General features: G+C 64.8%; 11 protein-coding genes and 1 pseudogene. 10 read left to right on the top strand and 2 right to left on the bottom strand.

The window, feature by feature from the left end; all coding sequences use genetic code 11:
• From EA795_RS18225 to EA795_RS18205, 5 genes and pseudogenes are all read left to right on the top strand, one after another.
• A pseudogene (locus tag EA795_RS18225) lies at positions 1-245 on the top strand (type VI secretion system tip protein VgrG); the annotation flags it as partial.
• Complete coding sequence (locus tag EA795_RS18220) at positions 242-1,081, top strand: DUF4123 domain-containing protein (protein ID WP_122078820.1); 840 nt, start codon at positions 242-244, stop codon at positions 1,079-1,081. The pseudogene EA795_RS18225 and the gene EA795_RS18220, both read left to right, overlap by 4 nt.
• Positions 1,029-1,697 (top strand): DUF3304 domain-containing protein, encoded by a 669-nt coding sequence (locus EA795_RS18215; protein WP_432813944.1) that lies wholly within the window; start codon positions 1,029-1,031, stop codon positions 1,695-1,697. The genes EA795_RS18220 and EA795_RS18215 overlap by 53 nt, the downstream gene beginning before the upstream one ends.
• 52 nt (positions 1,698-1,749) lie before the next feature.
• Positions 1,750-2,259, top strand: coding sequence for a DUF3304 domain-containing protein (locus EA795_RS18210; RefSeq protein ID WP_122078818.1), 510 nt, complete (start codon positions 1,750-1,752; stop codon positions 2,257-2,259).
• Positions 2,256-4,058 carry a T6SS phospholipase effector Tle1-like catalytic domain-containing protein gene (locus EA795_RS18205; protein WP_240645042.1) on the top strand — a complete coding sequence of 601 codons (1,803 nt, stop codon included), beginning with the start codon at positions 2,256-2,258 and terminating at the stop codon, positions 4,056-4,058. Before EA795_RS18210 ends, EA795_RS18205 begins: the two co-directional genes overlap by 4 nt.
• A gap of 324 nt (positions 4,059-4,382) precedes the next feature.
• On the opposite strand, the gene EA795_RS18200 is transcribed toward EA795_RS18205, so the two are convergent.
• A complete protein-coding gene (locus tag EA795_RS18200) occupies positions 4,383-6,788 on the bottom strand; it encodes a phosphoketolase family protein (RefSeq protein ID WP_122078814.1) in 2,406 nt (801 codons plus the stop codon).
• A gap of 131 nt (positions 6,789-6,919) precedes the next feature.
• Here EA795_RS18200 and EA795_RS18195 point away from each other — a divergent pair, with 131 nt between their 5' ends.
• The 4 genes from EA795_RS18195 to EA795_RS18180 all read left to right on the top strand — a co-directional run bounded on the left by EA795_RS18195 (position 6,920) and on the right by EA795_RS18180 (position 10,866).
• Positions 6,920-8,329 carry an MBL fold metallo-hydrolase RNA specificity domain-containing protein gene (locus tag EA795_RS18195; protein ID WP_122078813.1) on the top strand — a complete coding sequence of 470 codons (1,410 nt, stop codon included), beginning with the start codon at positions 6,920-6,922 and terminating at the stop codon, positions 8,327-8,329.
• A 126-nt stretch (positions 8,330-8,455) separates the two neighbouring features.
• The gene (locus EA795_RS18190) at positions 8,456-9,541 is read left to right on the top strand and encodes an LOG family protein (RefSeq protein ID WP_014853682.1); all 1,086 of its coding nucleotides are present in this window, start codon (positions 8,456-8,458) and stop codon (positions 9,539-9,541) included.
• A 118-nt stretch (positions 9,542-9,659) separates the two neighbouring features.
• Entirely contained in the window at positions 9,660-10,397 is a 738-nt protein-coding gene (locus tag EA795_RS18185) for an SDR family oxidoreductase (protein ID WP_065984754.1), read from the top strand.
• Between the two features lie 10 nt (positions 10,398-10,407).
• Positions 10,408-10,866: a carboxymuconolactone decarboxylase family protein gene (locus EA795_RS18180; RefSeq protein WP_122078811.1), complete on the top strand. Its 459-nt coding sequence runs from the start codon at positions 10,408-10,410 to the stop codon at positions 10,864-10,866.
• A gap of 3 nt (positions 10,867-10,869) precedes the next feature.
• Here the strand turns inward: EA795_RS18180 and EA795_RS18175 are convergent, their stop codons facing one another.
• Positions 10,870-11,790 carry an AraC family transcriptional regulator gene (locus EA795_RS18175; protein ID WP_122078809.1) on the bottom strand — a complete coding sequence of 307 codons (921 nt, stop codon included), beginning with the start codon at positions 11,788-11,790 and terminating at the stop codon, positions 10,870-10,872.
• A 393-nt stretch (positions 11,791-12,183) separates the two neighbouring features.
• Between EA795_RS18175 and EA795_RS18170 the strand changes: the two genes are divergently transcribed.
• Positions 12,184-12,864, top strand: a complete 681-nt coding sequence (locus EA795_RS18170) for an SDR family oxidoreductase (RefSeq protein WP_122078807.1) — start codon at positions 12,184-12,186, stop codon at positions 12,862-12,864.
• Positions 12,865-12,874: the final 10 nt, after the last annotated feature.

Raw genomic sequence — 12,874 nt, 5'->3', positions numbered from 1 at the left:
GCGTAACGCTGAACGGCGCGACCATCAGGATAAATTCGGGTGGGGCGCCTGGCAGCGGCTCGGGTGCCAGACCCATCCTGCCGGGGCAGGCGCGGCTGGCCGATACCGACAAAGCGGGTAATCTGCTGGAGCGTCATCCTCCACAGGACATCTCACGGCTGGCGCCACCCGCCGGTATTTGCGTGGAATGCCTGCATAAAGCCATCCGCGAGCAAACGGCGATTCTCTCTGGAGAACAGCCATGAGCGGCTTCGAACACAGCAAACAGGACTGGACTCGCGCCTGTACCGAGGGCCATACCCTGGCTGCGATCATCGAACAGGCCACGCTTACCCCTGAACAGCGCAACGCCCTGGCCGAGCACGAATGCGTCCACTGGCCCCTGATGCAGCAAGCGGAAATCGCCCATTTGCGCAACGACGGGCCGCTGCTGCTGGACATGACCGGTCAACCGTTCGAGAGCCTTGTCGCGCTCCACAACCGACTCGATACCAGCCTGATCGGCTGGCTGAATAGTCAATTGCCCGCCCGGCAACTGGCGAGTCATCTTGGCGACGCACTGGCCTGCCTGGATGGGAACGACGCGTTGCTGCTGATTCGCAGCTATGCCCCGCCCGCGCTGCCGCTGCTGCACCAGCAGTCGGACCAGCCATGGCACCACTGGCTGTTCGGGCCTGTCGAGGCCTGGTGGAGCCGAACCGAACAGGGCTGGCAACGTTTCACCGGGCTGGCGCGATGCGAAAACCCGGAGTACCACCCTATACGCCTGGACGAAGCGCTGATGCGCAGCTTGCAGCACGACGCCCAGGCCGAGCGATTGCTGCAGCAGGTCGGAAAGGCTGCGCCAGAATCATTCGCCAGCGATTGCCACGGGGAGCGCCTGCAACAGGTGCAGCGACTGCTGGCTGTCGCAAGAGAGCAGAAGCTGGGCCATCCGGATGACCAGGCGTTCTTCGTGCTGTACAGCCTCATGACAGGGACCCCGTTACACGAATGCCCCGACTGGCCCGATATCCTGCGCCGGGTCAATGAGGAGCAGACCACACTCGAATGCGTACTGGCAGCACAAGAAGGAATTTGATGTGAGCTGGCTGCACAGCCTGCAAACCCGCTGGCGCGCCCTGTCGCCGCTGCACAAGGGGCTGCTCCAGTTGCTGTTCTGGGGAGCGCTGGCCGTGGCCTTGGTCATCTGGCAGGCCCTGCGTATGCCGGGCGCGGCGCTGTACGTTCACAACCATACGGATCGANTGCTCCAGTTGCTGTTCTGGGGAGCGCTGGCCGTGGCCTTGGTCATCTGGCAGGCCCTGCGTATGCCGGGCGCGGCGCTGTACGTTCACAACCATACGGATCGACCGATCTTCAGCTACTTCGTCAACGACAACTGGGGTGGGAATGCAGCGGCTCATGGAGGGGGCGGCATGACCTGCTGCTGGCGTATCGAGGGCGAGACGCTGAAGGTGGAATGGATCAAGGGACGAACAGGCGAACAGGTACGGCAAGGCATTCAAAAAGAAACCCTCTCGCTCGAACTGCCCAACCCGCCACGCAATCGGGGGGATCGCTATCTGCACATGCATTTCTTCCCGGGCGATCAAATCCGCCTGGCCTGGAGCGCCAATCTGGACACGCCCTACGAAAAGCTCAAGGAAGCGCCGGCGCAGTCGGTATTCGAAGGCAAGGAGACCAGCATTCGATGAGTACAGGTCATTTCAATCGGGCCGCGATGGCTCGCACCGCAAGGAGCGCGGCATGAGTCGACTGCACAGCCTGCAAACCCGCTGGCGCGCCCTGTCGCCACTGCACAAGGGGCTGATCCAGCTGCTGTTCTGGGGAACGCTGGTCGTGGCCTACGTCATCTGGCAGGCCCTGCGGATGCCGGGCGCGGCGCTGTACGGGCATAACCATACGGACCGGCCGATCTTCAGCTACTTCGTCAACGACAACTGGGGTGGGAATGCAGCGGCTCATGGAGGGGGCGGCATGACCTGCTGCTGGCGTATCGAGGGCGAGACGCTGAAGGTGGAGTGGATCAAGAGCATGACCCGTACCCAATACGAACAAGGTGCGCGGGAAGAAACCCTCTCGCTCGAACTGCCCAACCCGCCACGCAATCGGGGGGATCGCTATCTGCACATGCATTTCTTCCCGGGCGATCAAATCCGCCTGGCCTGGAGCGCCAATCTGGACACGCCCTACGAAAAGCTCAAGGAAGCGCCGGCGCAGTCGGTATTCGAAGGCAAGGAGACCAGAATTCGATGAGCACGCGACATTTCGACCTCGCTGCGTCAGCCGCAGCTCGTTGCGCCGGACCGTTGGAGAACAGCCATGTCATGAGCTGCGAGCGCACCCTGCGGATTGGCTTTTTCTTCGATGGCTTCGGTCGTCACCTGCTCAAGGATTTGCAGTCTGGACGGGTCAGCAATGTGGGCAAGCTGTATCTGGCCCACCCTGTCGACATGCCTAACCAGATACCTGATCCTTTTTTCGCTTACCGCAAGGCCTATATCTCGGGATTGGGCGAAGACTACGACGCCGACCTGACCACCATGGCTAATGGCAGCCTGGACAGCTTTGGCGGGGCAGTGTCCGAGGTACCGCGGGAAGTCACCGTGGACCAGGGGATGGAAGCGCTCAAGGATGTGCTGAAGCAGCGCAACTGGTGGGAGCGTCTCAAGCATGATCTGAGCGAGCTGGGCCAGCATCCCGCCAAGGCTGCCCGGGTACTGAAGGGTGCGGTGGTCGATGCCACAATGGAGGCCGTGGCGCCCCTGCGCGACTCGCCCATCGCCGCCCAGTTGCTCAAGAGCGGGGCCAACACCCGGATCGATGGCGCGATCGACTACCTGAACACTGAAATCGACAAGATCAAGGCGCTGGGAGGCCCGCCGCTGAAACGCATCGAGCTGTCGGTTTACGGCTTCGACTACGGGGCCACCCTGGCGCGTGGCTTTCTGCACCGCCTGCTGGGACGCTGCCTGATCGACGGGGAAAAGGTGGAGTACCAGGGCATTCGCCTGGTCGTGCTGTTCGCCGGCCTGTTCGATGCCGTGGACCGCAGCCACATCGAGGTGCCGCTGCTCGACGACCTCCTGCTCGGCCCGTTGCGTAACGTACTGGGCGATGCCGGGAGCCTGCCCCCGCAGGTACGCCAGACCCTGCACCTAGTCGCGGCCCACGAGCGACGCTTCTACCGCCGCGCCCATCTGCTCGGCACCGGCAATCCCAGGTGGCGCGAGGAACTGATGCCCGGCGTCAGCGAGGACATCGGTGGCAGCCTGTTGCCCGGTGAACAGAAGCCCAGCGCCGAACTGGCCCTGGTCAGCCTGCACCGGATGTACCAGGCGGCATTTCGGGCGGGCGTGCCTTTCCCACATCTTGAGGATCTAGCAGACATTGATCTCAAGACAGCCCAGCTATTCATCTTCAACGACCATATCGCCGGCAAGAACGCCCATGCACTGGTCAGGCACTACCAGCGCGCAGCTGAGCTCAGCGTTGCGCAACTGCGCGGACTCGACCTGGGCCAGCAGGGCCTCTTCCTCGGCCATATGCGCCTGTATATCCGCTGGCTGGCATCGCTCTGGCGACCCTATGAGCAGCGCCTGCGCAAGATCGGCGAAGAGGAGGATCGCCTGCATGCCAGCCAGTTCCAGGCAGGCAATAGCCGCGGCCTGCTCGGGCTCCCGCAGGAAAGCCGGGAGCACAAACTGGCCCGCCTCGAACGCAGCAGAGCGCTACAGGCCGAACGCGAGGCGCTGCGGGCGCAACTGAGCTGGCTGGAGGATGTGGACAGCGAGGCCCGCCACATGCGCGCCGCCCGGACGGAGTACGCTTATGCGGCGGCGGGCGGCGCGCGGCAACTCGACGTGTGGAACGTGCTGCTGGATCACGAGTGGTTCAACGCGCGCCCCCAACCGCTGCCAGACGAGGTGAGCCTGTTGTTCGGCCACTTCATTCACGACCAGTTGGTACAGAGTACGGCCCAACGCTCGGCGAAGTCGCTGGGTGGGCAGCGCTACTTCGACACTCGCGGCTTCGATATGAAGGCGGCGACATGATGCAGAAAGCAAAGGCCTCCGATGTCGCGGATCTTGCGGCCATCCGTGGCGGCCTGACCTACCGCCATCGAAGGGCTCTATCTGCCACCCATCGATATCACCGAGCAGAGGCATGACCGCAGCAACCAACCGCCCTTAGCAGGCCGTTGAAAAACTACCTACGTTGCCATTGCTGCGTTAAAAACAGGCTCAAAATGCTCATTTAGAACGCCTAAACTGCGCTTTTTCGCCTGTTTTTGCCTTGCACTGGCTGCCTCGCCTACATTTCAACGGCCTGTTAGCCCAGCGCCCCGCGCAGGTTTGAACACCGGCTGCCCGGCGACACTACCGGAGGATTTCCGGATCACCCTTGCCCGCCACCGCTGCCGCCTCGTCGGGCGTCAGCAAGGCGGTGCGCGGTACATTGCGCAGGCGCGCGCAGGCGGCCAGCACGTTGGCCCAGGTCGCGCGGTTGGCGAATTGCATGCCGCTTTCATCCAGCGTGCCGCCCCGGTTGCGATAACCCAGCACCGAGCTCTTGCGCGCATCCGGCAGGATCGGCCAAAGGTGACCACGCGCCACTTCGGGGCGCATGTGGGTCAGTAGCACGCGCATTTCCAGGCGGTCGGGGAACAGCCTTTCCGCCACCCCGTCGCTGGCCAGCGCTTCGATTTCCCAGCGGTCGCGCGGCGCGCGGAAACGCCCGGGTTCCTGCAGGTAGACCAGTCGATAGCCGCACTCGGCCTCTTTCAGGCGGGCCGCCGCACGGCGCATCTCGCTCAGTTGGTAACTGCCGCAGGCGATCAGCAGCAACGGGTCGTCGCCCTGGTACTCCTCGACCACGATGGCGCCATCACGCGCCAGGCGCTCGGCCTGGGCCTGATCGAAGAACTGCGGCCGCTCGCGTTTGGGCATGACCAGGCAAGCCAGTTGCCCGCGCGCCTGGTAGATCGACGGCAGCAGCGCCTTGGCGCTGTTGTGGTCCGCGGGGAACAGCACGCGCACCATGTCGTTCATTTCGCCCAGCAACGCCTCGCAGAAGGTGGTGTCCTGGTGCGATTGCTGGTTCTTGCCGTTTTCCCAGGTATGCGAGGTGGCGATCAACGGCCAGCCCAGCCAGCCGGCGGGGCGCCCCGCCTCCTTTTGCAGGCGCGCGAAGATCAGCGTCTGGCGGACCGCACCGAGCATCTTCACGCAGAAGGCTTCGTAGCTGGCGACCAGGTTGAGGCCACCCTGGTTGGCCAGGCAGGCGGACACCACGGCCTCTTCGTTCAGCGCGGTGATGATGCTGCCGTCCACCGCCTCCAGCTCGTTCTCGGGATCGATGACGCGATGCTTGAGCGCACGCAGCACGCCACCCAGGCGGTTGCTGGCCAGTTCATCGGGATTGCCGACCCGTGGCCGCAGGCCGGGGTTGGCCCGCACCAGCTCGACGAAGAACTCATCCACCGCCGCCATCGGCGAGCAGCTGTCGTCGCGGAAGCTCAACCTGGGCATGACCGGTGCCGGCGGGCGCCGCAGCGCCATCGGATTGTCCCGCTCCAGCGGGCGGCCCTGGCGGTTGCGTGCCAGCAGCGTGCGGGCCGCCTGCAGTTCTTCCTGGGCGACGAACAGGGGTGCGACGTGCTGGTTGAACAGCTCGCGGGACTCGGCATCCAGCCGCGGATTGGCCGGCAATGGCAGGTTGTGCGCCGCGTTGCTGCCGGCGCCGTAGAAGCCGAAACCCTTCACCGTCTCGGCAATGCCGTAAGGGATCGGCAGCGGATAATTCAGGATGCCGCGGGCCTTCTCCTCCACTCGCCTGGCCAGGCGCTGCTCCATCTCCCAGAGAATGCAGACGAAGGCCGCCGGATCACGGCCATCGAACGGGATCGGGTCGAATCCGCAGCCAGCCAGGTGCTGGCGGAAACCTTCCAGTCCTTCGTGGGTGCCCAGCTGGGTGCGCTGCTCGATACGTCGGCCGTTGGCGATCATGACCGGCAGGGCCAGGCCGCAATCCTCGGCACGCCACCAGCGCGGAATCCAGTCGCTGCCACGTTGTTCCTCGGCCGCGCCGTCGGACAGGAATGCCACCAGCGTCTCGCCCGGCAACGGAATGTGCGCGTATTGCAGTTCGGCGAAGCCCAGGTAGCCGCCTTCGGCAATGCCACCGGCGGTATGAGCATTGACGTGGCTGCCCAGCGGCGCGGCCGGGCTGCCATCGCTGGCCTGGTGATAGCCATAGAAATCCTGCAGCAACCGATTCATGCCGGTTTCGCCGTCGGCATAGGCCTGTTCCTGCTCGGGATGCAGGTTGCCGGTCAGCAAGTTCAGCGCCTCGATGGCCGCCACGCAGTGGCCCTGCCCCATCAGCCAGCCGCGGGTACTGCCCGTCAGGGCATTCAGCCCCAGATAGCCCACGTAGGCCGGCACCATGTTCAAGGCGCCGCCGGTGTGCCCCTCGGGCGTTTCCTTGAAGTCTTCCGCCTCCAGCGGCGCACCATCCAGGCGAACCCGCCGGGCATAGGTCATGTGCACCACCAGCCACAACCCGGCGGAGCCGAGGCGGTCGACGGCCGATAGCAATCGGTAAACGCTGTCGACGTCCGGCTGCAGGTTCGCCTGCACCAACTGGTGCGCCAGACGGAATACCGCCGCCTGGGTTTGCGGCGCATGCTCGAACGGACCATACCCGGCTCGCCAGGCGGCGAACGCCGGCTGGGCCTCGGCATGCTGGTCAAGTTCGGCAAGGCTGGGCAATAGCTGACTCATTGGATCGCTCCGTGGCTTGGCGGTACGGGAAGTCTAGACAGCTCTCATGGGGCCATCTCTGATGTGAATCAAGACGCAGGCGGCTGGCAGCAGGCATCCTCGGCAACATCGACCAGACAGGAGTCCATTCCATGGCTTTGCTCAGTTTTCTCGGCGCCATCCAGCAGGTCACAGGCTCCTGCTACCTGATCGAAACCCACGCGGGTGCCCGGGTACTCCTGGAGTGCGGCATGCAGCAGGGCCGCCGCAAGGACGAAGCAGGCAACCGCGCCAACTTCCCCTTCGACCCGCAAACACTGGATGCGGTGGTGCTGTCCCATGCGCATATCGACCACAGCGGCCTGCTGCCACGGCTGACGGCGGCAGGCTTCAAGGGCCCGGTTCATGTGACAACGGCCACCGGCGAATTGCTGGAGCTGATGCTGCTGGACTCGGCGAACCTCCAGGAAAAGGACACCGAGTGGGAAAACCGCTGGCGGGCCCGTCTCGGCAAGCCGCCGATCACACCGCTCTACACCGTCGCCGATACCGAGCGCATGCTCAAGCAGCGACGACCGCACGACTACGGCGAGCCGTTCGAAGCCGCACCGGGCGTTCAGGTGACCTTCCACGATGCCGGCCACATTCTCGGCTCGGCGATCGTCCAGCTGGACGTCGAGGACTTCGGCCGCACCCGCCGGCTGGTGTTCTCGGGCGACCTGGGCAACAGCTGCTCGCCGCTGATGCATGCGCCGACCGTATTGCAGCAGGCGGACGTGGTGCTGATGGAATCGACCTATGGCAACCGCGACCATCGCGACCACCAGGCGACCATCGACGAACTGGAGGCGATCCTCCATCAGGCCCACCGGGACGGTGGCAACGTCCTGATGCCCTCCTTCGCCGTGGGCCGCACCCAGGATCTGATCTACTACCTGGGCATGCTCTATCAGAAAGGTCGCCTGCCACAGCAGGCCGTGTTCCTCGACAGCCCCATGGCGATCGGCGCCAACGCCATCTACTCGCATTTCCAGGAGCAGCTGGAAATCAGCGGCGAGGCGCCCATCGAACCGCAGCAGAACGGCCGCTACCGCATCGAGCGCTGGTTGCCGGTGCTGAAAACCACACCCACCGCCGAGGACTCGATGACCATCAACCGCTTCAAAAGCGGCGTGATCATCATCGCCGGCAGCGGCATGTGCACCGGCGGGCGCATCCTGCATCATTTCAAGCACAACCTCTGGCGCAAGGAATGTCACCTGGTGATACCCGGTTTCCAGGCCCGCGGCACGCTGGGGCGGGCGATCGTCGATGGCGCCCGGACCGTCAAGCTGATGCACCAGCGCATCGCGGTGAACGCGCAAGTGCACACACTGGGCGGCTTCTCGGCCCACGCCGGCCAGTCCCAACTGATCGACTGGGTCAGCCATTTCCAGCCACGCCCCGAGCTGCACCTGGTGCACGGCGAGCTGGAGAACATGCAGGCCCTGCAACAGGCGTTGCGCGACCGTCTGGGCTGGGAAGCCAACATTCCCGAGCTCGGCGACCGCATCGCACTCTGAGCCAGGGGCGCGCGCGAGGGTGGTCGAAGCGCCACACAGGCCGGCGCGTTCCGGGTAAGGTGCCACTTCCGTGCGGCCGTATCGGCGGTCTCGCACGATGGGTCACGAACATAAGTGAGAAGTTGAATGTCTTTCGAACCGGACGATTACCTTGCACGGCACTTCAAGGTCGGCAGCACCGACCTGTCGCAGAAGATCGACGAGCTGGCCGCGCTGGCGGTGCCGCAGAACAGCCAGAACCTGCCGCTCTACCGCGAGATGCTGGTCACCGTGATGCGCATGGCGCAAGCCGACCGCAGCCGCTGGGATGCCAAGATCCTGCTGCAGACCATGCGCGAGATGGAACATGCCTTCAGCCGCCTCGACCAGTTCAAGCGGCGGCGCAAGGTAACGGTCTTCGGCTCGGCCCGCACCCCCATCGAGAACCCGCTCTACGCCCAGGCCCGCGAACTGGGTGCCACCCTCGCGCGCTACGACATGATGGTCATCACCGGTGCCGGTGGCGGCATCATGGCCGCGGCGCACGAGGGCGCGGGCCTGGACAACAGCCTCGGTCTGAACATCACCCTGCCCTTCGAGCAGCATGCCAACCCCACGGTGGACGGCACCAATAACCTGCTGTCGTTCCACTTCTTCTTCGTGCGCAAGCTGTTCTTCATCAAGGAAGCCGATGCGCTGGTGCTCTGCCCGGGCGGCTTCGGCACCCTGGACGAGGCACTGGAAGTGCTCACCCTGATCCAGACCGGCAAGAGCCCGCTGGTGCCGGTGGTGCTGCTCGACCAGCCGGGCGGCTCGTTCTGGAAGGATGCGCTGCAGTTCATGAGCCGGCAGCTGGTCGACAACCGCTACATCCTGCCCAACGACATGCGCCTGATGCGCCTGGTCGAGGATCCCGAGGAGGCCGCGCGGGAAATCGCCGATTTCTATCGCAACTTCCACTCCAGCCGGCGCTTCAAGGAGCGCTTCGTCATGCGTCTCAACCATGCTCTGAGCGACGCCACGCTGGATCACCTCAACGAACACTTCGCCGACCTCTGCCTGAGCGGCCAGTTCGAGCAACAGTCCTGCTGCGAACAGGAACTGGACGAGCCCGAACTGCAATCGCTGCCACGCCTGAGCTTCGTGTTCAACGGCCGCGACCATGGCCGGCTGCGGGAGCTGACCGACTACATCAACCGACCGGACAGCTGGGCCGAAACCGGGGCTGACTAACGCCAGAATCAGGCAAGTCCTCGACAGGATCGACGTAACGCCAACGCCTCACTTCGCAATAGTTTTATCTCGCAGCACGAACAGTGCTGCGAGATCCAAACCATGCGGAGGAAGCGACATGTCGAACATCAGCGGCAAAATCATCCTCATAACCGGTGCCAGCAGTGGCATCGGCGAAGCCACCGCCCGTCTGCTGGCGCACCAGGGTGCCCAGGTCGTACTGGGTGCGCGACGGGTGGAACGTCTGCAGGCACTCGCCGGACAGATCAACGAGGCGGGCGGTACGGCACTGTTCCGCAGGCTGGACGTCACCAGCCGCGAGGACACCCAGGCCTTCGTCGACTACGCCTGCCAGCAGTTCGGCCGGGTCGACGTGATCATCAACAATGCTGGCGTGATGCCGCTGTCCCGCCTGGACGCCCTCAAGCTGGACGAATGGAACCGGATGATCGACGTGAACATCCGCGGCGTGCTGCACGGCATCGCCGCCGGGCTGCCGCTGATGCAGCGCCAGGGCGGCGGCCAGTTCATCAACATCGCCTCGATCGGCGCCTATGCCGTGAGTCCGACCGCGGCCGTCTATTGCGCGACCAAGTATGCGGTACGGGCGATCTCAGAAGGCCTGCGCCAGGAAGTGGGAGGCGACATTCGCGTCACTCTGATTTCCCCCGGCGTGACCGAATCGGAGCTGGCCGAGAGCATTACCGAGGAAGGCGCAAAGGCTGCCATGGCCGACTTCCGCCGTGTCGCCATTCCGGCCGAGGCCATCGCCCGCGCGATCGCCTATGCCGTCGAGCAGCCGGCCGATGTCGACGTCAGTGAACTGGTGGTTCGCCCTACCGCCAGCCCCTATTGAGGAAGCCACCATGAAAGCGAACGTGAAAGGTCCGTTTCTTGTGGCCTGTCTGGGGTTGCTCGGCCCACTCACTCTGGCCTCGCTGGAGGTATTCGGCAACGAACGGCAGGAACGCGGCCTGGCGGTCATGGATCACCTTTCCGGCGGCGCCGGGCAGCCGGTACTCGACGCGCTGCGCGAGGACTACCCCTTCCTGGCCGCAGGCATCACCGACTACGCCCTGGGCGACGTCTGGAGCCGACCTGGTCTGGATGACCGCACTCGACAGCTCGCCGCCGTGGCCGCTTTCGCCGCGCAGGGCAACCTGCCGTACCTGAAGGTCCATGCCGGTTACGCGCTGCACCTGGGCGTGACACGAGAGGAGTTGAAGGAAGTGGTTTATCTCACCACCGTCACCGCCGGCTTTCCGCGCGCCATCGACGCGGCGCAGGCGCTGCGCGAAGTGCCTGACCCTGCAGTTGATCGGTGATATTCAGGCCGTGCTGCGCAGCCGGGCGATGTCCTTGGCCGGCGAGGTGCCGAACAGCCGGCTGTACTCACGGCTGAATTGCGAAGGGCTTTCGTAGCCGACCCGGTAGCCGGCACTGGACACATCCAGCCCGCCGCCCATCAGCAGACGCCGGGCCTCCTGCAGGCGCAGCTGCTTCTGGTACTGCAGCGGGCTCATCGCCGTCAGCGCCTTGAACCTGTGGTGCAGCGTGGAGGCGCTGAGGTTGACTCGCTGCGCCAGCTCCTCGATGCGCAGCGGCTCGACATAGTTGCGGTTCAGCCACTCGATGGCGCGGGTGACGCGATGGCCCTGGCTGTCCCGTACCGCGACCTCGCGCAGGTGGCGGCCCTGGCGGCCCTGCAGCAACCGATAGAAGATTTCGCGAATCGCCAGCGGGGCCAGCACGGGGATGTCCTGCGGGGTTTCGAGCAACCGCACCAGGCGCAGCGTGGCATCCAGCAGGGGCGCGTCGATGCGATCCAGATACAGGCCACGCCCTTCGTCCTGCGCAGGGCCGGCGTCGCAGCCGGTCTCGGCCAGCAGCGTGGCGATCAGCGCGGGGTCGATGTCCAGCCGCAGGCACAGATAGGGCGCTTCGGCGGAGGCCTCTATCACCCGCCCCGCCACCGGCACGGTCACCGACACCACCAGGTAGTGCAAGGGGTCGTACAGGTAGCGTTCGTCGAACAGCAGCACCTCCTTGCGCCCCTGCACGACGATGCACAGGCCCGGCTTGTGCAGCCCGTGGATGAACTGGCTGGGGGATGAACTGCGGATCAGGTGCAGCGATTCGATCGCCGTCGGATGGATCCCGTCCGCGCCGATGCAACGCTCGATGAGCCGCGTCAGGGCAGCCCGCTGCTGTGCGATTTCAGTGTCCGGATGGACGGAAGTCAGTGCCATGTCGGTCGGCCGTCGGTGCGAAAAGAAATCGAGCTTAGCAGGCCGCGACATCGACTTGCCCATGGCTCGCGGCACCGGGCTAGGGTCGGCTGCCATTTCGTCCGCGGCCGCGCCGGCGCCTGTTTTTACGCGAGGCAAGGCATGAGGAGAGAAGTTTGGTCATTCCAAATGAACGACGAGTAACGCCGCATCGCGTAAAAACAGGCCCGGCCCGAAGGGTTGCGCGGGATGGCGCCAGCTGTCGTTGTAGGAATGACGCGGCCGGCCGAGGCCATTACCTGCGTCCTACGCCTAACCTGGCGCCATTTTTCGCAGCACCGCGGCTCGCGACGAAACGGCAACAGCCCCTAAAGTATGGGTCGTTACCGGCATCAGACACTCTGGAGAACATCGATGGATAAAACCGCACTCATCATCGGCGCCTCGCGCGGACTCGGTCTCGGACTGGCCAGGCAGTTGAGCACCACGGGTTGGCAGGTGATCGCCACGGCCAGGGATCCGCAGCGCGCTACCGAGCTGGCAGCCATTCCCGGCGTCCGCGTCGAAGCGCTGGACATCACCGACGCCGCCCAGGTCGACGCCCTGCCCGCGCGCCTGGCCGGCGTCACCCTGGACCTGCTCTACATCAACGCAGGCATCGCCGGACCGCAGGACAAAGCGGCCAGCGCCGCGACCATCGACGAAGTGGGACAGCTGTTCATGATCAACGCCGTGGCGCCGATTCGCCTGGCCGAAGCCATGCGCCCGCTGCTGAACCCGCGCACCGGGGTGATTGCCTTCGTCAGCTCGATCATGGGCAGTGTCGAAACCGGCCCGGGCATGGGAATGTCGCTGTACGGCGCCAGCAAGGCAGCGCTGAATCACCTGACGCGCAGTTTCGTCGCCGAGCTGGGCGATACGACATTGACCGTGCTGAGCCTGCACCCTGGCTGGGTGAAAACCGACATGGGCGGCGCCGAAGCACCGCTGGATGTCGAGACGAGCACCCAGGGGCTGGCCGAACAGGTGATTGGCGCCGCCGGCCAGGGCGGCCATCGCTTTATCGACTATCAGGGCGAGCCACTGCCCTGGTAGGGCATTCCCG

It is taken from the genome of Stutzerimonas nitrititolerans (assembly GCF_003696285.1).
Taxonomy (GTDB): Bacteria; Pseudomonadota; Gammaproteobacteria; order Pseudomonadales; family Pseudomonadaceae; genus Stutzerimonas; species Stutzerimonas nitrititolerans.
This window is presented reverse-complemented; position numbering and strand designations above follow the sequence as displayed.

Coding starts and splice junctions, on each gene's coding strand:
- EA795_RS18205 (WP_240645042.1), top strand. CDS start 2,256: ATGAGCACGCGACATTTCGACCTCGCTGCGTCAGCCGCAGCTCGTTGC.
- EA795_RS18185 (WP_065984754.1), top strand. CDS start 9,660: ATGTCGAACATCAGCGGCAAAATCATCCTCATAACCGGTGCCAGCAGT.
- EA795_RS18200 (WP_122078814.1), bottom strand. CDS start 6,788: ATGAGTCAGCTATTGCCCAGCCTTGCCGAACTTGACCAGCATGCCGAG.
- EA795_RS18195 (WP_122078813.1), top strand. CDS start 6,920: ATGGCTTTGCTCAGTTTTCTCGGCGCCATCCAGCAGGTCACAGGCTCC.
- EA795_RS18175 (WP_122078809.1), bottom strand. CDS start 11,790: ATGGCACTGACTTCCGTCCATCCGGACACTGAAATCGCACAGCAGCGG.
- EA795_RS18210 (WP_122078818.1), top strand. CDS start 1,750: ATGAGTCGACTGCACAGCCTGCAAACCCGCTGGCGCGCCCTGTCGCCA.
- EA795_RS18190 (WP_014853682.1), top strand. CDS start 8,456: ATGTCTTTCGAACCGGACGATTACCTTGCACGGCACTTCAAGGTCGGC.
- EA795_RS18180 (WP_122078811.1), top strand. CDS start 10,408: ATGAAAGCGAACGTGAAAGGTCCGTTTCTTGTGGCCTGTCTGGGGTTG.
- EA795_RS18220 (WP_122078820.1), top strand. CDS start 242: ATGAGCGGCTTCGAACACAGCAAACAGGACTGGACTCGCGCCTGTACC.
- EA795_RS18170 (WP_122078807.1), top strand. CDS start 12,184: ATGGATAAAACCGCACTCATCATCGGCGCCTCGCGCGGACTCGGTCTC.